Raw genomic sequence first — 20,337 nt, forward strand, 5'->3', positions numbered from 1 at the left:
TAGAAGTTGATTGATACAAATAAACGACTAAAAGCCTTTGAAATCGCTTGGTTTCAAAGACTTTTCTTGTTGAATGAATTGCTTCTGCTTATTGTTTTTTGACAGGTGAATGGAGAACGATTGCAAGTGATTAAGTAATCCTTTAGATAGTATCAAATCGTTGAATTGTTTAAGTTCATATGATACTAGTTTGTGCATGAAATAGAATATGATAAAATTAGTCTAGATTATTGGTGTACTGGAGAATAAAATGAATTTTGAACAATTACTCTATGTTGAGGTTTTGGCTCAACATCAGTCCATGCAAAAAGCGGCAGATATCCTTCACATTAGTAAGTCAGGCTTGAGTACCTCGGTGAGGCAATTGGAAGAAGAGTTAGGAATTACTTTGTTTGAAAGAACGAAAAAGGGATCGAAGTTAACTAGTCAAGGTGAAAAAGTCATCTCTTCAATTTCTGAAATCTTGCGATCAAAAATGCAGTTAGAGCAGGTAGCAGAAATGGTAGCTACGCCAAATATTCCTCAGACAATTTCTATACAATATATGAACACAATGCTAAGGCCTTTTATCTCTACATTTTTAGACTTGAATAAGACTCACGAACAGCAACTTTTTATCAGCTGCCAGGACTTCGAGACTATAGTTCAAAACGTTCAAGAACAGAAGATAGATGCTGGTTTTATCGCTATCAATAATTTTGAACATCCCTTATTAAGCAATCTATCCTTTACTGTAGTTGGTAAAAGCAAGATGGTTCTCTCGTGTTTGCCAGAAAATCTACTGAGTAACCTGGATAGGCCAGTAAGTCTAGATGATTTGAAATCTCAGAAGTATTGTCTGTTCAACGATAGTTCTCATGACGTCTTTTTTGATAGGTTACAGTTTCTGTGTGGTCCATTACGTTTGGTGATGCGAGTGGATGATGCTTGGGCCATGGAAGAAGTGGTTAAAAGTGAAAATGCAGTTTTTTTTTGGTAGAGAACTACAGGGCCGATATGCTAGTTCTGAGAACTTTTCAACGTTTCAAACAATTGATATTGGTCACTTGATTGATGATCACTTTACCTTTGGTTGGTTAACCAATCCTGACAAATACCTAGCATCTGAGGTCAAGCATTATTTAGAAAGTGTCACCAAAGCCATAATGAAAAAATAAGACACGGATTATCTTTGAACCCGTGTCTTTTTAAACAGAGTTAGGTATGAGTAACTTCAGTACCTAAATCATCTGTAGCTAATTCTTTAAGATAGTCAATTCCAGGCATTCTAAATTCTGGAACGTTTGGTAATAGATTTATCAATCCTGGTGTCAATTTTGAAAGGTTAACGGCTTCTTCATTGAATGTCAATGAAATCTCGTTTTCTTTACCATTTGCGATTTTATAGGCAATTTGGGGATCAATGAGAGTCGGACGTCCAAGAGACACAATATCCATATAATTTAGTGCGTCAGCCATTTGTTCTGGGGTGTGAATACCACCAGCCATCGTGAGCAGAGCAGGTGCTTGAACCGCTTCACCTAAAAGTTCAGCTAAAGTTTTATTGGAGTCATTAGGCGTAGATTTGTAATCAAGGGTAGACAGGTGAATGTAATCAAATTCAAACAAGGTCGTTAACTTTTTAACTAATTGTTGGGATTCATGCCAAGTGTATCCAATATTATCCCCGTGGATTTCTTCAGGACTGATGCGATAGCCAACGATAAAATCATCTGGTGCAAATTCTTTCACTACTTTGAAAATTTCTTTAGAAACTTCTATGGCAAAGTTCATACGTTTCTCTAAAGAACCGCCCCAGTAATCCGTCCGCCTGTTAGAATAAGCTGAGAAGAATTCTTGAAGTAAGTAGTGGTTTGCTCCATGGATTTCGATACCATTGTAGCCACAGTCGATAGCACGTTTAGCCGCTGTACCAAAATCCTTGACGATTTGCCACACTTCATCTTCACTTAATTCGTAAAGTGGGTAGTCAATCCATGGAAAATCAATAAGTGAAGGGACTTCAACACGACCACCAAGTGTGTGACGGTAAGCAGCTTCACGTCCAGAATGGACAAGTTGAAGAATGGCTTTGTTACCATCTTTTTTAAGTACTTTAGCAACTTCTTCATGACCTGGTTTAAAATCATCGTTGTAAAGTGCCAATTGTTCTCGATCTGGTGCCCAAGAACGTGATGGTCCACCGTTAGGACTTACGCTAGTATATTCGACGATAACCATTCCAGCAGATTGAGAACGAGCGGCGTAGTAATCAATTGTATCTTGTGTGACCTTTTCATCATGCCCGCTGTTTGTTAACATTGGTGCCTGAGCGGTACGTGTTTTGATGGTCGCACCATGGCGGAAAGTGACAGTATCTGTTAAGCGTTTCATTGAAAGCGCCTCCTTTGTTTTGTTGTATTTAGTTTATCATTTCACAAACAATATCAAAATCAGATATTTCAGGACAGAGTGTACAGTTTTAGTGAACAGTGATTTGTTTTATCATTTCGACAGTTTTCTTCTTTATTGTCTTTAATATGAATCAAGATGATTATCGTCTTATGTTTTTTAGATGCCCAATGAGTTTTAAGGAAAAGCGATGTGTTATAATAGCCTTAAAGGAGATACCATGACCCATTACAAATTTCTACTGTTCGAGATAAGAAGATAATAAGTGATACAATTTAATGTAATAAAAGCCTGAAATCAGTGACTTTCAAGGCTTTTTTTTCTTTCTTATGGGAAAGCTTAATATCAGATGTGCTCTTAATTGTTTATGCGACATTTGCAAAATAATAATCGTTAAAAGTTATTAAATCGTTAGAAAGTATCAACCGATAAACTCACTGTGGTATAATGATTTTAGTAAATGGCTCAACTATTTAGGAGTAAAAATGGCAAATTTTGTTTTTCAGCAAGTGATTTGTTCAAGAGAATTTCTTGAAAAATTTTTTATTGACTATTATCCAATTCATAAGGATAACCCTCTAGATAGACCCTACATTAGCTTCAATAAGATAGTCGGTGTAACTAGTTTAAATGAATACAAAGAGAAATTTGGTGAGTATATCTATTACAGTTATGGCTTTTCATATAAGACCTTGGCTGATGGTAGGGTAGTTCTTAAATTTTCAACTAAATCGGACTATCCAATAGCGGCAATTCACCGCACCTTGACGTTAGACCATTCTATTGAATGGTATGCTGTTGAAGAAAATGACCTTTATGTCTCTAGATTTTATTGGGAACAAGGTGTCCAAGAAAGGATAGCCTTGCTTGGAGATGACTTTTATGTTTGGTCTGAAAGCCAACAGCTAATCGAAGATGACCTCACTGATGAAGATCATCTCTTATGGTATTTCCTGAAGGATCATCAAGTGCCTTGGATTCCGTGGGCGGATGAATTAAATTTACCGAGATTTTTTAAAGTATAGTCAGGAGAAAGTTATGTGGACAAAACGGCGTGCTTATGTGACAGAATCGAAACAGTTGCAAGATTATTTGGAAAAAGAAGATGGTTTTCATGACTTTATTATCGGTTCATTTTCTTTTGATAGTCAATTGAATACATTAGAGATGACTATTGAGGAAGACTACACCTTATCCGATGTTTCAAATGCACCAGCTTTGGTTTGGAATTTGTCCTGTCAGGGAGTGAGTCATTTTGTGGTGGAGAGCATGGATGGTTTGTCTAAGTGGTGGCTCAGTGAATTGCTATTTGATGGAGATACTTTTCAAGTGCAATTGGTCAATGGTTACTTCTCATTTAAAGCAAGCTCTTTTTCCTTGGGGATTCCTCATAAAACTGCCACTAAATTTGGTGTAGAGATTTCATGAATCCAGCTTAACTATCTCTTACAAGAAATAAAAGCTAGAAAAATAGTGGATGAAATTGCTTTTGCATTTGAGAGTGATGGTGATGAGGTGCTTAGATTAATTGGTATTTCTGACGATGTGGAAGAACCCTATTGGGTGGGACGTCTGATAGTCCAGATAGAAAACGATTTAAAGAAATTGATGAGCTTTTTAAGGCTAAGATTTATGAAGGAAAATCCTTGAAGGAGCGATGGTCTGAGGTAATTATTTATGGAATTTCAGGTCAATCACTTGATGACTGGTTGACCTTTGCCGAACATTCTGTGGATACGCATGTTTTCGAATCAGAAGAAGATTATGCACTATTTATTTATTAATGGTGTTGAACTTGATGGCTTCATTGATGAAGATAGTTATTGCAAGATTTGTGGTGCAAACCAGTGTTATTTGGATGACTACGATGAGTATTTTTGTCCTTTCTGTAACCAGTGGTTGCATGACGATTGGTGGGACAAAGAAGATATCCATTATTTCAAAAAACGTCCATTAGAGCCAGCCTTGCTATGGAAACCTAACAAGGAACTACGTTTTTGTCAAGTTGCTTATCATCAGAATGGGAAGCACTATACTTATTACTGCCCTAATGAATTAATTAGTGAAGGTGATTGGGTTTCTGTGCCAGTTGGAAAACAGAAGCTTGAAAAAGAAGCACAGGTCATCAACGTGTTTCAAAGTCAAGCCAATAAACCACCATTTCCTTTAAGAAAAATAAAAGCTGTTTCTAAAAAAATTACCTAGCATGACGCAAGACGTGGAAGAAACGTTTAATGAATTAACCCAAAACGGTTTGATTTGCGATTTATCGACAGAAAAATTACCTGCGGATTCTTCTGTTGCTTATGATTTATTAAAAACGCCAGTCGGACATTTTTGGTTAGAATTTAACCATCAACCCATTAAAATGTTGATTAAAACAAATTATCCTGCTGATGGTAGTAAGTATTTTGTTGAAGGTTCTTATTTTATTAGGCTCCACCAGACAGATTTTGTAGATTTTAAGCAACTTTGTCTCTGTACGGACATAGACTTTAGAAGTGCAAGACTGATTGATAACCTAGGTGGGGAACATCATTATGGTTATAATTGGCAAGTGAAGGAATACGATATTGGTTTAGTTTCTCATCCGTACTCCTATATGGAAAATGAGGTCTCTGGGACTCCGGTTGGTCTACCGCTCTATGTTGAATGGTATGAAGATTATAAGCATCTCTATGGTTTTTCGGTCGATTGGAAGTACTATATTTCAGATGAAGATTTATCGATTTGGTATAATGTATAAATTTGATTTGACCTATCATTTTGTATAGGTCTTTTTTGTATATTCTTATACTCATCCAAAATCAAAAACTAACTTTCTGTAACCATTGTCTGTTGACGGTGGTTTTTAATACTCTTCAAAAGCAGACCTTATTGACATGATTTGATGAACTTTAGTCCTATCTGTATCGGCGTTGCCTAGTTTGTTTTTGATTTTGGATGAGTATTAGTAATTTCTGCATACCTCGATATATAGTAAAATGAAGTAAAAACAGTACATTTGTGATATCATATTTTTATGGCATATTCACTAGATTTTCGTAAAAAAGTTCTCGCCTACTGTGACAAAACTGGCAGTATTTCTGAAGCATCTGCTGTTTTCCAAATCTCACGCAACACCATTTATCAATGGCTAAAACTAAAAGAAAAAACAGGCGAGCTTAATCATCAAGTTAAAGGAACTAAGCCAAGAAAAGTTGATAGAGATAAATTAAAAAACTATCTTGAAGCTCATCCAGATGCTTATTTGACTGAAATAGCTTCTGTATTCGGCTGTCATCCAACCACTATCCATTACTCTCTCAAAGCCATGGGGTATACTCGAAAAAAAAGAGCACTACCTACCACGAACAAGACCCTGAAAAAGTAGCTCTGTTTCTTAAAGAATTGAACAATCTAGGGAACCTGACTCCTGTTTATATTGATGAGACAGGGTTTGAGACCTATTTTTATCGAGAATATGGTCGCTCCTTGAAAGGTCAGTTGATAAAAGGTAAGATCTCTGGAAGAAGATACCAGCGGATATCTTTAATGGCAGGTCTTCTCATAAATGGTGAGCTTATAGCTCCGATGACTTATAAAGATACTATGACTAGTGATTTTTTCGAAGCTTGGTTCCAAAAATTCTTACTCCCCGTTTTGGAGACGCCATCAGTTATCATTATGGATAATGCAACGTTTCATAGAATGAGCAGACTAAAGGTTTTGTCTAAGGAGCAGGGGCATAGAGTTTTACCCCTTCCTCCGTACTCACCTGAGTACAATCCCATTGAGAAAACATGGGCTTACATTAAAAAACACCTCAGAAAAGTGTCGCCAAATAGCCATACTTTTATTGAGGTACTTTTGCCCTGTTCTTGTTTCAGTTGAGTATACTTCAAAAGAAGAAGTCAACTTTCATTTCAAAAACGGAGCAGTTATATCAATGTGATGTGACTGTTTTTCACTTTATCTGTGGTATAATGAAAACAATGAGTTCAAGGGAGAAATGATTTGCACCCCCTTTTGCCCCTTTGCACCCCCCTAGAAAGGAAAAATCATCAATTGTATTATAAATATCTCCTATTCGACCTTGACCATACTCTATTAGACTTTGAAGCTGCAGAAGACGCAGCTTTGACAGAGATGCTTCTTGAAGTTGGGGTTGAGGATGTTGATGCTTACAAAACTTATTACAAACCTATGAATCAGCAGCTATGGCGTGATTTGGAAGCTAAAAAAATCACCAAATCAGATTTAGTAAAAATGCGTTTCGTCTTATTATTCGAGCATTTTGGTCATCAAGTCGATGGAGAAGCGATGGCCATGCTTTACGAAAAGCATATTAGTCAACAGGGACAAACCTACCTTGGCGCTCATGAACTCTTGGAGGATTTGATTGCAGCTGGTTATGAGATTTATGGGGCAACTAATGGCATCACAGCTATTCAAGAGGGGCGTCTGTTACGTTCTAGCATCGGCACTCTCTTTAACCATGTTTTTATCTCGGAGCAAGCTGGAACCGCTAAGCCAGATCTTGCTTACTACGATTGGATTGGAGCCAATATCGAAGCCTATACCAAAGCTGAGACACTCATGATTGGTGATAGCTTAACGGCAGATATTCAAGGGGGACACAATGCAGGCCTAGACACAATGTGGTATAACCCAAATCATCAAGTTAATAATAGTGGATTAGAACCAAATTATGTTGTCAGCGACTATGATGATATCCGCAAGGTTTTATTGCCCTAAACAAAAAGACAGAGCCCAAAACTCTGTCTTTAGTTTTGAAAATAAAGGTTACAATTGCAATTATGGATTAACAGAAACACATCTAGTATCTCGATTTTTTAAATGTTTCTAGGTTCATATTCGGAAATTTGTCAATGAAAGCGACTGGCACAATCATTTATTCCTTCATTTTATGAGTTGTAACAGACAGCGACAAATCTCATTTATGGATAATCGTGATTTATAGAAACTATCGCAGGATACCATTGTTGCATTTCGCTAAAACTTGAAGGACTGACATTTAATAACATAATATCTAGATTTATCCAGTAGTATCCATTAAGCAAAGTTCCTTTGGAATCATATGTCCCTTATGAATGCCTAATGAAAGTTTTAGCATTATTGCCTGCTAAGCTGTTAATTCAATTTTTTTCATTAACCTTCTTAACGCAAGTTTTAAAAAGATAGTGTCAACAGAGTTCCTAATTTTCCAAACTTTTTATGTTGGTATCCTTCAAAAGGTAACTATCATTTCTATGTTAGATCTGAGAATTTTCACCAAATAAGAAGCCATTTTTTGGTATAATAAGGGTATGAATCAACTGATCAAGAATAAGTTGGAGCTGTTGCCAAATAGTCCAGGTTGCTACCTCCACAAAGATAAAACAGGCAAAATCATTTATGTCGGAAAGGCTAAAAATCTTAGAAATCGCGTCCGTAGTTATTTTCGTGGCAGCCACGATACTAAGACGGAAATGCTGGTTTCTGAAATCGCTGATTTTGAATTTATCGTCACTGAGTCCAATATCGAGGCATTACTGCTTGAAATAAACCTCATCCAAGAAAATATGCCTAAGTATAATATCAGGCTTAAAGATGACAAGTCGTATCCGTTTATAAAGATAACGAATGAAACTTACCCTCGGCTAATCATCACGCGTCAAGTCAACAAAAAGGACGGAGGTCTTTATTTTGGCCCCTACCCTGATGTTTATGCGGCTAATGATATCAAGCGCCTTCTAGACCGTATGTTTCCTTTCAAGAAGTGTACCAATCCTGCTAACAAGGTTTGTTTCTATTACCATATTGGTCAATGTAATGCTCACACTGTCTGTCATACTGACAAATCTTATTGGGATGGATTGATTACAGACGTCAAACAGTTTCTTAATGGTCATGATGACAAGATGGTCAAGGAGATGCAAAGCAAAATGAAGACATTTGCTGAACGCATGGAATTTGAAAAAGCAGCTGAATACCGTGACTTACTAACAGCTATCCAAACCCTGAGAACCAAACAGAGAGTTATGAGTCAGGATATGCAAGACCGCGATATTTTTGGTTACTATACCGAAAAAGGATGGATGTGTGTGCAGGTTTTCTTTGTTCGCCAAGGGAAACTGATTCAACGAGACGTCAATCTCTTTCCCTATTACAATGAGCCAGAAGAGGACTTTCTGACCTATATGGGACAATTTTACCAAGAGTCCAAACACATCTTACCCAAGGAAGTTTTCATCCCATCAGATATTGATGAAGCATTGGTTAAGGCTATTGTACCAAGTAAGGTTATTAAGCCGCAGCGAGGAGAGAAAAAACAGCTGGTTAATTTGGCTATAAAAAATGCTCGTGTCAGCTTGGAACAAAAATTCAATCTCTTGGAAAAAGACCTCAAGAAGACCCAGGGCGCTATTGAAAATCTAGGACAGCTTATGGGAATTGATACACCTGTTCGTATCGAGGCTTTTGATAACTCTAACATAATGGGGACAAGCCCCGTATCAGCTATGGTTGTCTTTGAAAATGGCAAGCCAAACAAAAAAGAGTATCGAAAATATAAGATTAAGACGGTTGAGGGACCAGATGACTATGCTAGTATGCGTGAAGTCATTCGCCGTCGTTATGGACGTGTCAAGAAGGAGGAACTAACACCGCCAGATCTTATCATTATTGATGGAGGACAGGGTCAAGTTAATATTGCAAAAGATGTTCTTACAAACGAACTCAATATGCCCATACCTGTCGCTGGCTTACAGAAAAATGATAAACACCAGACGCAAGAACTCTTGTTTGGTGATCCCTTAGAAGTCATTGATTTACCGAGAAATTCAGAAGAATTTTTCTTACTTCATCGCATCCAAGATGAAGTCCACCGCTTTGCGATAACCTTTCACCGTCAAGTCCGAAGCAAGAATTCCTTTAGTTCTAAGCTAGATGGTATCAAAGGCTTAGGTCCTAAGCGCAAGCAAACCCTCTTAAAGCATTACAAGTCACTGAGCAAAATACAAGAGGCTGACATTGCAGAAATGAAAGCTTTGGGCATTCCTGAAAAAGTAGGAGAAGAGTTAAAGAAACAGCTAGGGCATCAAGGCGAGTTGTGATCGGACCCTCTCTCTAAAATTAAAAATACTGAATCTCTAATAAATAGCGACGCCTATTAAAATCATTATACCAACGTAGAAATATTGTTAAAAATGTTAAAATGATGTACAATGTTCTTTGGTATTAAAATGGGAGTAGAAAACTATGGCGAAGCATAAGCGCTCAATAAACGGTCGTTATCGGTCAAGAACATGGCAGTTGATTAACACCTGTTTGTTGGGCTTATATACATTATTAGCAGGTTTAACAGCATTTATCTTATATAAAAACCACATTTTAGCGGTTAATGGCCTAAATTGGATCATATTTGCTGTCTGGATACTGATTTTTTTAATAGCACTGATATGCCTCATTAGCAATAAACTCAATAAATTAGTAACTGTTGTCCTCATGTTATCATCGCTCTTAGTTGGTGGTATTCTTTTCTTTGCCAAATCAACGGTTGATGCGACAAAGAGAATGAATGAATCAGCTTTTTATTCGGAAGTGGAGATGTCAGTTATCGCTCATAAAGATAGTGTGCTCAATTCCATATCAGATGTGACAGCGGTCGAGGCACCAGTCGCTCTAGACAAAACCAATATCGCTCAACTAAAGGATCATCTTCTGGAAAGTGAACAAAAAGAGTTATCTCTGGCTGAAACAGAATCCTACCAAACAGCTTACGAGACGATTCAAGCAGATCACAGTAAGGCGATGGTGATAAACAGTGCTTATATGCCGTTGTTAGAGCAGCTGGATCAATCTGTTAAGGATAATATAAAGACCCTCTACACTTATACCATTCGGAAAAAATCAAAAAATCAACTCAAGCAGCATCAGTCTGATGTAATGAATGTCTACATCAGTGGTATCGATACTTACGGTCCGATTACTACGGTGTCTAGATCTGATGTTAACATGATTATGACAATAAACAAGAAGACTAAGAAGATTCTTCTAACAACAACACCACGGGATTCCTATGTTAAGATTCCGGACGGTGGTGCCAATCAATTTGATAAATTAACACATGCTGGAATTTATGGTGTTGAAACGTCAGAAAAAACGCTCGAAAATCTGTATGGCATTAACATTGATTACTATGCGCGCATTAACTTCACGTCCTTTATGAACCTGATCGATTTGCTAGGAGGCATTGAAGTGATCAATGATCAAGCTTTTTCTAGCAATGGTTATGATTTCCCGGTAGGAAAAGTTTCTCTAGATTCTAGAAAAGCCTTGGTATTCGCGAGAGAACGTTATCAACTAGAAGGCGGAGACAACGATCGTGGTAAAAATCAGCAAAAGGTGATCACTGCCATTGTTAATAAATTATCTAGTTTCAAGACGATATCAAACTTTTCAAGTATTGTAAATGGATTAAGTGATTCTATTCAGACAAATATGCCAACCGAAACGATGATGCGTTTTGCTAATGACCAAATCGCTAGCGGCGGACGCTTCTCCGTGACTTCTCAGGAAGTTACAGGAACAGGATCAACAGGAGAATTGACCTCATATGCTATGCCAAATGCCAACCTCTATATGTATTCGCTTGATGAGTCTTCAGTAGAGAAAGCTAAGGCAGAAATCCAAAAGATAATGGGAGAGTCACATGATTGATCTTCATTCTCATATTATTTTTGATGTTGATGATGGCCCTAGTACACTAGAAGAAAGCATAGGATTAATTGGGGAAAGTTATCGACAAGGTGTTAGAACTATCGTCGCAACATCTCATCGCAGAAAAGGAATGTTTGAGACCCCCGAAGAGGTTATCCGCCATCATTATGGTCTTGTCAAAGAAGCAGCTGAATCGCAATTTTCAGGACTTGAACTACTTTATGGTGGTGAACTTTATTATACGACCAGTTTAATACAGAAGCTTGAGTCTAAACAAGTTCCGACCTATAATAATAGTCGTTATATCTTACTTGAATTTAGCGGCTCAACCCCTTGGAAAGAGATTCACAGGGCTGTGACGCGAGTTTTAATGCTTGGTTTAATCCCTGTTGTTGCTCACATCGAGCGTTACAATGCTTTAGAATTTCATCAAGAAAGAGTTCAAGAACTTAGAAATATGGGCTGCTATACGCAAGTTAATAGTCTTCATCTTTTGAAACCAAAACTATTTGGTGATAAGGAGAAGCAGTATAAAAAACGTGGACGATTCTTTTTGGAGCATGATCTGATTGACTGTATCGCTAGTGATATGCACAATCTAACGAAGAGGCCTCCATATATGGCTCAAGCCTATCAGGTCGTTTTGAAACAAAAAGGTTCTACCATAGCAAATGACTTGTTTTACCATACCCCAAAAACGATTATTGCTCAATAAAAACTAGGAGAAAACATGCAAACACCAACAATTGAAATTGATATTTTACAATTATTTAAAAAAATATGGAATCGAAAGTTTCTCATTTTACTAATCTCCCTAATAGGGGCTGTTATCGGTTTACTGATTAGTATTTTTGTCATCACACCAGAGTACAAGTCGACGACAAGATTATACGTGGTTAGTCAATCTTCAGGCGCCGACAATCCAACTGTTCAGGATATTCAGGCTGGCGGTTATTTGGTTAATGACTATAAAGAAATCATCACTTCTGAGGATGTTCTTTCTGAAGTTGTTGAAAAAAAAGGTCTGACATTATCTCCCAAACAACTAGCTGCTAAGATGTCAGTGAGCATTCCAGCTGAAACCCGGATTATTTCGGTTAGTGTCATGGATGAAAACGCGAATGAAGCTAGTGACATTGCGAATACCATTCGAGAAGTTTCAGCAGAGAAAATCAAAACAGTCACAAATGTCCAAGATGTGACTACACTTGAGGCAGCGAAGCCATCAAAATCTCCAGCAACGCCAAATACTAAACGAAATATACTATTAGGTTTTGCTGTCGGTTTTGCGATTACGATTATTGGTGTTATGATTGTTGAAATCTTGGATGACCGCGTTAAAAGACCAGAAGACATCGAAGACCAACTGAAATTAACATTACTGGGCATCGTTCCAGACTCTAAACACTTATAAGGAGAAGACTAGTTATGCCTAGACTAGAACTACATAGCAAGCGAGAACAAGCGTTGGCGAAAACTGAAGAATACTTCAACTCGATTCGAACCAATATTCAATTTTCTGGTAATGATTTAAAGACGATTGTTATCTCTTCTGTACAACCTAACGAAGGAAAATCAACAACCTCCGTTAGTTTAGCAAACTCTTTTGCTAACGCAGGTTTTAAAACATTACTAATCGATGCAGATCTTAGAAACTCTGTGATAACAGGATCTTTTTTAGCACTTGAAAGCTATGAAGGGTTAACAAGTTATTTAACAGGTAATGCAGGTATTACTGAAATTTTTTGTAGTACCAATATTGACAATCTTGTAGTTATTCCTTCTGGACAAAAATCTCCTAATCCAACGTCTTTGTTACAAAATGCTCAGTTTGATCAGTTGTTACAAAAAGCAAGAAGTATTTTCGATTACATCATTATCGACTCGCCACCAATTGGGTTAGTCATTGACTCGGCTATCATTGCTAATCAATGTGACGCTAGTCTTTTGGTTGTTGAAGCGGGCGCTATCAAGCGACGTTTTGTCCAAAAGGCTGTTGAGCAAATGACACAAAGCGGAACACCATTCTTGGGCGTTATTCTAAATAAAGTTGATTTGACAAAAGAAAAATACGGCGTTTATGGAAGTTATGGTTCTTACGGGAATTATGGTAAAAATCCAGAACCCAAAAAAGAGACCAGGAAAGCTAAAAAAAGTAAACGCAAGACACGTTCAAGAGCATCAAGATAGCTTGTCGATAAGATTGATGTTATATCTGTAAGCCTAGTTAAGCTCAAAAGAAATTGAATTATAGATTAAGTAGAGTAGTAGTAGTATTCATTCCAATCTCAGCTGCAGTTATAGTAGCTCCTATTGTCGATGTTTGTTTAATTTCAAATAGACTGTAAAGTTAAGAAAAAGAGAGTTTCAAAAGTTTATTTCATTATCTTTAATGTCCAATTATTTTGGTTGATTCGCTTCTGCTATATTTCAACATAAATGAATTTTTAAGTGCTAGCCTTTCTGTCTCGATATTACTTGCGGAGGTAACTGCAGTCATTTTGAAACAGAGAGACTGATTGCAATTTTTAATAGATATCATCAACTATCTTTATATCTCGACTGAAAATTGTATGACAGTATAGTTTAGATAAAGTACGATGAAGTGACAAGCATACGAACTCTTAATCGATATAAGTACAGATATGTAGACGAATTATATCATTTATCAGGGAGTCCTTTTAAGATGTTTGCTCTGTGATTTGAGTTGGACAGTAAAGTTGTAAGGCCATACCGACTATAATAGCAGTAGTGTTGAGTGATGTCTTATCTTTTATAACTTTTAAGATAATTAGACAAATTATCTTAAACTTCGATTAAAACAGCTCATTAGGACTATACTATATGTTTTGTCACTTACAATTTAGTCCAATCGAGTTTTTTTATTGCATTTTGAAATTTGTTGGCACTACAAGTAGATTATATTTATTCGTCAAGTTGAGGTTATTAGTCAGAGTGAGAAAGGAGTATTGATTGTATAGTGAAGCATCTGTTCAAAAAATGTTATTTTTACTTAGTGATTTTATTAGTCTATGTCTAAGTTGCTTAGTTCTAAGCCTATTTTTTGAATACCCTTATTTAGACTCTTATATTGATATTATTTTTTTAGCATTATCAACCGTATTTTTAACAGTCATATCTAATAACTATTCATTAATCCATAAGGTAACGGTAAAAGAATTTTTCTGGTTGAGTGTTAAATTTATTTGGAAATTCTTAATTAGTATTTTAGTCATTCAATTCTTAAAAGAAATTATTTTAGGATCTAGCGTTATTAGCTTGAATTCTGATGCCTTATTTATCCAATTTATTGTTGTATTTTTCTCTTGTTTTATTTTCAGAATAGTTACTTTATTATGTTGTAGTTACTTTTTAAAATTCAAAAAAAATGTTATTTTAGTGGCTCCAAATAGCTCAGTTGAAAATTATGTGAAAAAATTGATGTCATATAATTACGATGTGAAAGCGGTGTTTAATCAAGAAAAAGAAAACAGAGAAGGTCTTTATCGTCTTAAATCACTTGAAGATATTCGTAATTTTTTAAGTCATCAAGAGATTAATGAAGTCATTATTTCGGCTGAGTCGAAACAAGACTACCTCCCAGTTCAAAAGTATTTTCATTCAATAGGACTTCCGGTATCAATGGCTTTAGATTCAAGTGAGATCACGCAGCGTAAATATGCAATAACTCGTATTGGAAAACGTTTCTTCATCACATCTGCCTTAAATGTCATTAGTTATCGAAAATTATTGGTAAAAAGAGGTATTGATATTATCATTGCTTCTTTGGGTACAATTATCATGGGACTAGTTTTTGTTGTGATTTATCCCATAGTCCAAAAGCAATCTAAAGGACCAATGCTTTTTAAGCAAAAACGTATCGGAAAAAATGGCAAAATTTTTAATGTTTATAAATTCCGTAGCATGTACTTAGATGCTGAAGAAAGAAAAAAAGAGTTAATGTCTCAAAATCAGTTGTCTTCTGACTTAATGTTTAAAATGGATAATGATCCTCGGATCTTTCCTTTTGGTCAGAAAATGAGAGACTGGTCAATTGATGAGTTACCTCAATTTATCAATGTTTTGAAAGGAGACATGTCAGTTATTGGGACTCGTCCTCCTACATTAAATGAGTATTATAAATATGAATTGCATCATTTTAAACGTTTAGCCATGAAACCCGGCATAACAGGTATGTGGCAAGTTTCTGGAAGAAGTAATATTACTGATTTTGAAAAAGTAGTTGAGTTAGATACTTATTACATTGAAAATTGGTCAGTATGGTTAGATGTTAAGATATTTTTGAAAACCATAATTGTAGTATTGAAGAGGGATGGAAGTAAATAATGATTGAAGCAGTTAAAATGCTAGGTGTCAAGATTAACCCTTTGACAATGGGTGAGACAGTGGATGTAGTTGATCAAGAATTTATCCAAAAGAATAAGCCGTTACATTTAATGGGTGTTAATGCTGATAAAATAAATCAGTGCTGTAATGATTCCAAAATGATGACAATTGTTAACAATTGTGATATTGTCAACGCTGATGGAGCTTCAGTTGTTCTGGCAGGAAACTATCTTGGAGTTGATATACCCGAAAGGGTTGCTGGTGTCGATTTAATGCAAGAGCTTCTTAAATTAGCAGAAAAGAAAGCTTATTCAGTTTATTTCCTTGGTGCTAAAGAAGAAGTTATTCAAAAAATGCTGACCAATTTTAAAAATGATTATCCTAATTTAGTTGTTGCTGGTCATAGGAACGGTTATTTTAATGATAATGAAATTGATTTGATTTCCGAGGAAATTCGTCAGAAAAAACCACAAATTGTATTCGTCGGTATTACATCTCCTAAAAAAGAATACTTAATTGAAAAATTTTTAGAGGATGGCAGCGACTCCGTGTTTATGGGGGTGGGTGGTAGTTTTGATGTTTTATCTGGAATGATCAAGAGGGCTCCATTATGGATGCAAAAATCTCATTTAGAATGGTTGTATAGGGTTGCTAAAGAACCTAAGCGATTATTTAGACGTTATTTTGTAGGAAACATCGAGTTTATCAAACGAGTGTTGAAGGCTAAGAAAGAAAAGAGTATATGAATCAACAAATTAATTTAAAAAAATTACAAGATACACTTCTTGATGCTGTGAAAGAGTTTAAAAAAATTTGTGATGAAGAAAATATATCATTTTTCTTAAGAGGTGGTAGTGTTATGGGGGCTGTCAAGTATGACGGCTTCATTCCTTGGGATGATGATATGGATATCGCTGTTCCTAGAGATGATTACGATAGATTGATTGAGATTTTTAATAATCGAAAAATTGCCAATAAGTATCAAATTTTAAACAGTAAATATCAACCTGAATTACATTGCTATTTTCCTCGTCTCTTTCTTATTGAAGAGGAAAGAGAGAAATTAGGTTTACCATCAAATACTCATTTAGGGTTACATCTAATTGATATTTTGCCTCTTGATGGAGCACCCAATGGTAGATTTCAAAGAAATATTTATTTTGGTAAAGTTTACGCACTCCGTTTTTTGGCAAGTTTAGGTACAACCTATGTAGATGGCCATGTTGACATGCATACTCCTAAACAAAAAATGCTGATAAATATAGCAAAGGGACTCCTATTACACAAAATGTTCCCTCAAACTAAAGTTTATCGCATGTTGGATAGCCTCTATACAAAATACGATTGGAAAAAACAAAATTATGCGGGTACGATAACTGCTTCATTATTTAAAAAAGAAGTGATGCCCGTAGAAATATGGGGAGATGGCGTTTGGCATCAATTTGAAACGGAGCGGTTTTTGATTCCGACTGACTATGATACCTATTTAAAAATTATGTATGGTGAAAATTATCTATCAGAAGAACCTGATGAAAAAAAATCTCACCATAAGTAGAAAGATAAAAATATGATTTGCTTTATTATCTTGCATTATATGGTAAAAGAAGAAACCATAAAATGTGTTGAATCTATCATGAATAGAGAAACTGAAGACATTAGAATAATCATTGTTGATAATCACTCACCAAACAATTCTGGACAAGAATTGTTTAAATTATATCGAAATAATGATATTGTTGATGTTTTACTACATGATGAAAATGCTGGTTTTGCCAGTGGAAATAACATTGGATATGTTTATACAAAAGAAAAGTATAATCCTGATTTTATGATCGTTATGAATAACGATGTAGAATTAGATTCAGATAATTTTTATCAAAAACTATATAACATTTATGAGGATGAGAAATTTTATGTTTTAGGCCCTGATATCTATTCGACAACTTACGAATTACATCAAAGTCCAAAAAGACTTTCTCATTATACTTATGAAGAAGTTTTGAATTTACATCAAAAATTTGAAAAAAATAGAAAAGTATCACTTTCAATAAAGTTAAAGGTATGGTTAAAATCAAACGATTTCTTAAGAACTTTTGTTTACCAATCCAGAACTAAAGGAAAATCCATAGATTTTTCTAAAGTTTATTATAATGTTCCACTTCATGGATCTTGTGTTATTTATTCAAAAGATTATATAAAAAGAGAAGATTATGCTTTTTATCCAGGCACTTTTTTCTATTACGAAACTGAAATATTAGACTATATTTGTGATAAAAAAGGTTACAAGACAATTTATTATCCAGAATTAAAAGTATTACATCACCAAAACGTTTCAACAAATGTCGTTTATGACAATATGATGAAAAAAACGCTTTTTGCTAATAAATGTAACTATGAGTCTACAGGTATCTTTTTGGATGTCATTAAGTCATTTGATGAGAATGGAGTGAAGTAGTAATGACTTTATTGCTAGTTTTATTTATAAGTTTATTAATTTTATTTTTTCTCGTCTATATACTTTCGCAACGAGATATTTTATCGCCACCAGTTGTGATGCTAGGAATGTTTATTATTAGTACTATATTTGCCTTGATTAATGCTAAGAATTGGCAGATTGACTATTCATTTCTAGCTACTTTTTATATTACATCTGGTATTGTAGTCTTCAGTTTGCCAATTTTATTTATGGCAAATAAAATTCCTTCAATTTCGGAAAAAATTACAAATAGTAAAGTAGATATAGCAACTTGGAAAGTAGTATTTGCAATTATTTCAGATATAGTTATTGTGTACTTATTTAGAAAAGAAATGCTACAATTGGCGGCTCAAGCTGGTTACCGCGGTCAGAGTTTGCAGTGGTTTATCAGGAATACAACTAACTATGAGGGGGTGTTAGAGTTTTCCTCCTCTATACGTTTGTTAGTAAGATTTGTAGATATTACTGCCTATATTTTTATGTTTACTCTGATTGATAAGTTTATTTATAATAATAAGAAAGGTAAAGATTTGTTGTTAATTATTCCTGTTCTTATTTTTATTTATAAAACCTCTTTAACTGGTGGTAGGCAAGATATTTTAAAGTTAGTTTTTGCTGGGATTGTACAGACTTATATTCTTCAAAAAACTAAAACAGGATGGAATAAGGTTATTTCTGGGAAATATATTTTCGTAGGTTTGTCTGGAATTTTAGTAGGTATCCCTAGCTTCTATTATGGGCTATTTTTAGTTGGTAGAACGACAACTAGAACAATGATGGAATCTGTTTCGACTTATATTGGTGGACCAATCCAACATTTTAATCAATATATTCAACATCCGATATCACCATCGAGATATTTCGGTTCAGAAACATTTGTACCAATTTTAAATATGCTTGGGGATGCAGGTTTTATAGATTATAAGGCTACTGTTCATTTAGAATTTAGACAGCTTGGCGTAACAATAGGTAATGTTTATACTTTCTTTAGACGACCACTGCATGATTTTGGTCCAATCGGTATGTATCTATTTGTTTTCTCTATTGGTCTATTTTTTGGATTTTTATACTATATAGTTATTCGTTCGAAATCAAGAAGTACACTTTGGGATATCAATGTTATGGTATATTCTTATTTATTCTATTGGATATTTTTATCATCAATTGAGCAGTATTCGATGACAATTATCAGCGTATTTACTCTTATTGCAATTATTTTATTTTATCTGTTATCCGTTTTTTATTGGCAGTTTAAGTTTACGCCGACAGGATTTGCTTTTATAAATAATGATGATGAAATAGAAAGGGAGGAGATATAAATGAAAAAAATTATGCTAGTTTTTGGTACCCGTCCAGAGGCAATTAAGATGTGTCCACTAGTGAATGAATTAAAGAAATCTGATCAAATTGATGTTAAGGTTTGTGTTACAGGGCAACATAAAGAGATGTTGCAGCAAGTTCTTGATGTATTTGAAGTTGTACCTGATTATGATTTAGAAATTATGCAGCCTAATCAAACTCTGTATACTATTACAACAAGTATTTTAGAAAAAATTAAACCAGTATTCGATGATTTTAAACCAGATATCGTACTTGTACATGGAGATACAACTACGACTTTTGCTACTTCATTAGCAGCATTTTATTCTGGAATTAAAGTAGGTCATGTAGAAGCAGGATTACGTACTTATAATCTTTCGAGTCCATTTCCTGAGGAGTTTAATAGGCAAGCTGTTTCAATTGTATCTGATTTTAACTTTGCCCCCACAGAAATTTCAAAACAGCATTTACTTTCAGAAGGAAAAAAAGAAGAAACAATTTTTGTAACAGGAAATACAGCAATTGATGCACTAAAAACAACAGTAAAAGAAGATTATAACCATAAACTTTTTGATTGGGTTGGCGATTCCAAATTAATTATGATTACAGCTCACCGTAGGGAAAATCTAGGTCAGCCCATGAAAAATATGTTTAAGGCAATTAAGCGTGTGTTAAATGAAAATCCAGATTTAAAAGCAATTTATCCCATTCATAAGAATCCTGTTGTACGTGATACAGCAAATGAAATCTTCGGGGACGATGATCGCTTAAGATTAATTGAACCTCTTGAAGTTATTGACTTTCATAATTTCTTAAACAAAAGTTATTTAATTTTGACTGATTCAGGGGGGATTCAAGAAGAAGCACCATCCCTAGGAAAGCCTGTTCTCGTAATGCGGGATACTACTGAAAGGCCAGAAGGAGAGGCAGCAGGAACCTTAAAACTTGTAGGCACTGAAGAAGAAAATATTTATAAAAATTTCAATCGTCTTTTAACCAATAAAGACGAATATCTTAAAATGAGTAAGGCAAGTAATCCTTATGGTGATGGTACAGCTTCTCAGCAAATTTCAGATATATTACTAAAAGAATTATAAGGA

At 35.1% G+C, this 20,337-nt stretch carries 21 protein-coding genes; 20 read left to right on the forward strand and 1 reads right to left on the reverse strand.

The genetic code is table 11. From position 1 onward, the window contains the following. Nucleotides 1-250 precede the first annotated feature (250 nt). The gene (locus A2G56_RS01985) at nt 251-979 is read left to right on the forward strand and encodes a LysR family transcriptional regulator (RefSeq protein ID WP_237334429.1); all 729 of its coding nucleotides are present in this window, start codon (nt 251-253) and stop codon (nt 977-979) included. Beyond that, on the forward strand, nt 960-1,157 hold the full coding sequence (locus tag A2G56_RS10890; RefSeq protein WP_237334430.1) for a hypothetical protein: 198 nt from the start codon (nt 960-962) through the stop codon (nt 1,155-1,157). Before A2G56_RS01985 ends, A2G56_RS10890 begins: the two co-directional genes overlap by 20 nt. Before the next feature lie 40 nt (nt 1,158-1,197). Here A2G56_RS10890 and A2G56_RS01990 read toward each other — a convergent pair whose 3' ends face one another. Then, the gene (locus tag A2G56_RS01990) at nt 1,198-2,373 is read right to left on the reverse strand and encodes an oxidoreductase (protein ID WP_062708291.1); all 1,176 of its coding nucleotides are present in this window, start codon (nt 2,371-2,373) and stop codon (nt 1,198-1,200) included. A gap of 503 nt (nt 2,374-2,876) precedes the next feature. Here A2G56_RS01990 and A2G56_RS01995 point away from each other — a divergent pair. From A2G56_RS01995 to wecB, 18 genes are all read left to right on the forward strand, one after another. Continuing rightward, nucleotides 2,877-3,416 (forward strand): hypothetical protein, encoded by a 540-nt coding sequence (locus A2G56_RS01995; protein ID WP_062708292.1) that lies wholly within the window; start codon nt 2,877-2,879, stop codon nt 3,414-3,416. A 13-nt stretch (nt 3,417-3,429) separates the two neighbouring features. Continuing rightward, a complete protein-coding gene (locus A2G56_RS02000) occupies nt 3,430-3,819 on the forward strand; it encodes a hypothetical protein (RefSeq protein WP_062708293.1) in 390 nt (129 codons plus the stop codon). 131 nt (nt 3,820-3,950) lie between these two features. Next, nucleotides 3,951-4,175: a hypothetical protein gene (locus A2G56_RS02005; protein WP_062708294.1), complete on the forward strand. Its 225-nt coding sequence runs from the start codon at nt 3,951-3,953 to the stop codon at nt 4,173-4,175. Then, on the forward strand, nt 4,156-4,596 hold the full coding sequence (locus A2G56_RS02010; protein WP_062708297.1) for a hypothetical protein: 441 nt from the start codon (nt 4,156-4,158) through the stop codon (nt 4,594-4,596). The genes A2G56_RS02005 and A2G56_RS02010 overlap by 20 nt, the downstream gene beginning before the upstream one ends. Nucleotide 4,597: 1 nt before the next feature. Next, nucleotides 4,598-5,137 (forward strand): hypothetical protein, encoded by a 540-nt coding sequence (locus A2G56_RS02015; protein ID WP_062708299.1) that lies wholly within the window; start codon nt 4,598-4,600, stop codon nt 5,135-5,137. Nucleotides 5,138-5,413: 276 nt separating this feature from the next. Then, nucleotides 5,414-6,264, forward strand: a protein-coding gene (locus tag A2G56_RS10050; RefSeq protein WP_099091451.1) for an IS630 family transposase whose coding sequence is annotated in 2 segments (ribosomal slippage) — nt 5,414-5,717 and nt 5,717-6,264 — 852 coding nt in all. Because the reading frame shifts where the segments join, the coding sequence is not laid out codon by codon here. Between the two features lie 174 nt (nt 6,265-6,438). Then, nucleotides 6,439-7,128, forward strand: a complete 690-nt coding sequence (gene pynA, locus A2G56_RS02030; protein WP_062708307.1) for a pyrimidine 5'-nucleotidase PynA — start codon at nt 6,439-6,441, stop codon at nt 7,126-7,128. A gap of 572 nt (nt 7,129-7,700) precedes the next feature. Further along, nucleotides 7,701-9,488, forward strand: a complete 1,788-nt coding sequence (uvrC, locus tag A2G56_RS02035) for an excinuclease ABC subunit UvrC (RefSeq protein ID WP_062708310.1) — start codon at nt 7,701-7,703, stop codon at nt 9,486-9,488. A 145-nt stretch (nt 9,489-9,633) separates the two neighbouring features. Next, nucleotides 9,634-11,094: an LCP family glycopolymer transferase CpsA gene (cpsA, locus tag A2G56_RS02040; RefSeq protein WP_062708313.1), complete on the forward strand. Its 1,461-nt coding sequence runs from the start codon at nt 9,634-9,636 to the stop codon at nt 11,092-11,094. After that, the gene (locus A2G56_RS02045) at nt 11,087-11,809 is read left to right on the forward strand and encodes a CpsB/CapC family capsule biosynthesis tyrosine phosphatase (RefSeq protein ID WP_062708316.1); all 723 of its coding nucleotides are present in this window, start codon (nt 11,087-11,089) and stop codon (nt 11,807-11,809) included. The genes cpsA and A2G56_RS02045 overlap by 8 nt, the downstream gene beginning before the upstream one ends. A gap of 15 nt (nt 11,810-11,824) precedes the next feature. Further along, nucleotides 11,825-12,508: a Wzz/FepE/Etk N-terminal domain-containing protein gene (locus tag A2G56_RS02050; RefSeq protein WP_062708319.1), complete on the forward strand. Its 684-nt coding sequence runs from the start codon at nt 11,825-11,827 to the stop codon at nt 12,506-12,508. Nucleotides 12,509-12,522: 14 nt separating this feature from the next. After that, on the forward strand, nt 12,523-13,284 hold the full coding sequence (locus tag A2G56_RS02055) for a tyrosine-protein kinase (protein ID WP_062708322.1): 762 nt from the start codon (nt 12,523-12,525) through the stop codon (nt 13,282-13,284). Between the two features lie 783 nt (nt 13,285-14,067). Beyond that, nucleotides 14,068-15,441: a sugar transferase gene (locus A2G56_RS10055; protein WP_157761187.1), complete on the forward strand. Its 1,374-nt coding sequence runs from the start codon at nt 14,068-14,070 to the stop codon at nt 15,439-15,441. Then, on the forward strand, nt 15,441-16,187 hold the full coding sequence (locus A2G56_RS02065) for a WecB/TagA/CpsF family glycosyltransferase (protein WP_062708325.1): 747 nt from the start codon (nt 15,441-15,443) through the stop codon (nt 16,185-16,187). The genes A2G56_RS10055 and A2G56_RS02065 overlap by 1 nt, the downstream gene beginning before the upstream one ends. Next, the gene (locus tag A2G56_RS02070; RefSeq protein WP_062708328.1) at nt 16,184-16,996 is read left to right on the forward strand and encodes a LicD family protein; all 813 of its coding nucleotides are present in this window, start codon (nt 16,184-16,186) and stop codon (nt 16,994-16,996) included. The genes A2G56_RS02065 and A2G56_RS02070 overlap by 4 nt, the downstream gene beginning before the upstream one ends. Before the next feature lie 12 nt (nt 16,997-17,008). Continuing rightward, complete coding sequence (locus A2G56_RS02075) at nt 17,009-17,896, forward strand: glycosyltransferase family 2 protein (protein WP_062708331.1); 888 nt, start codon at nt 17,009-17,011, stop codon at nt 17,894-17,896. Nucleotides 17,897-17,898: 2 nt separating this feature from the next. Further along, entirely contained in the window at nt 17,899-19,236 is a 1,338-nt protein-coding gene (locus A2G56_RS02080) for an O-antigen polymerase (protein WP_082785089.1), read from the forward strand. Then, nucleotides 19,237-20,334, forward strand: a complete 1,098-nt coding sequence (gene wecB, locus A2G56_RS02085; protein WP_062708334.1) for a non-hydrolyzing UDP-N-acetylglucosamine 2-epimerase — start codon at nt 19,237-19,239, stop codon at nt 20,332-20,334. The last annotated feature ends 3 nt before the right edge of the window (nt 20,335-20,337 follow it).

It is taken from the genome of Streptococcus halotolerans (assembly GCF_001598035.1).
GTDB lineage: Bacteria > Bacillota > Bacilli > Lactobacillales > Streptococcaceae > Streptococcus > Streptococcus halotolerans.

Bases quoted from the DNA above. Each gene is read 5' to 3' on its own strand.
- A2G56_RS01985 (WP_237334429.1), top strand. From the start codon at position 251: ATGAATTTTGAACAATTACTCTATGTTGAGGTTTTGGCTCAACATCAG.
- A2G56_RS02080 (WP_082785089.1), top strand. From the start codon at position 17,899: ATGACTTTATTGCTAGTTTTATTTATAAGTTTATTAATTTTATTTTTT.
- A2G56_RS02070 (WP_062708328.1), top strand. From the start codon at position 16,184: ATGAATCAACAAATTAATTTAAAAAAATTACAAGATACACTTCTTGAT.
- A2G56_RS02055 (WP_062708322.1), top strand. From the start codon at position 12,523: ATGCCTAGACTAGAACTACATAGCAAGCGAGAACAAGCGTTGGCGAAA.
- A2G56_RS02065 (WP_062708325.1), top strand. From the start codon at position 15,441: ATGATTGAAGCAGTTAAAATGCTAGGTGTCAAGATTAACCCTTTGACA.
- A2G56_RS01995 (WP_062708292.1), top strand. From the start codon at position 2,877: ATGGCAAATTTTGTTTTTCAGCAAGTGATTTGTTCAAGAGAATTTCTT.
- A2G56_RS10890 (WP_237334430.1), top strand. From the start codon at position 960: ATGCAGTTTTTTTTTGGTAGAGAACTACAGGGCCGATATGCTAGTTCT.
- A2G56_RS01990 (WP_062708291.1), bottom strand. From the start codon at position 2,373: ATGAAACGCTTAACAGATACTGTCACTTTCCGCCATGGTGCGACCATC.
- A2G56_RS02045 (WP_062708316.1), top strand. From the start codon at position 11,087: ATGATTGATCTTCATTCTCATATTATTTTTGATGTTGATGATGGCCCT.
- A2G56_RS02015 (WP_062708299.1), top strand. From the start codon at position 4,598: ATGACGCAAGACGTGGAAGAAACGTTTAATGAATTAACCCAAAACGGT.
- A2G56_RS02075 (WP_062708331.1), top strand. From the start codon at position 17,009: ATGATTTGCTTTATTATCTTGCATTATATGGTAAAAGAAGAAACCATA.
- cpsA (WP_062708313.1), top strand. From the start codon at position 9,634: ATGGCGAAGCATAAGCGCTCAATAAACGGTCGTTATCGGTCAAGAACA.
- A2G56_RS02010 (WP_062708297.1), top strand. From the start codon at position 4,156: ATGCACTATTTATTTATTAATGGTGTTGAACTTGATGGCTTCATTGAT.
- A2G56_RS02000 (WP_062708293.1), top strand. From the start codon at position 3,430: ATGTGGACAAAACGGCGTGCTTATGTGACAGAATCGAAACAGTTGCAA.
- uvrC (WP_062708310.1), top strand. From the start codon at position 7,701: ATGAATCAACTGATCAAGAATAAGTTGGAGCTGTTGCCAAATAGTCCA.
- A2G56_RS02050 (WP_062708319.1), top strand. From the start codon at position 11,825: ATGCAAACACCAACAATTGAAATTGATATTTTACAATTATTTAAAAAA.
- wecB (WP_062708334.1), top strand. From the start codon at position 19,237: ATGAAAAAAATTATGCTAGTTTTTGGTACCCGTCCAGAGGCAATTAAG.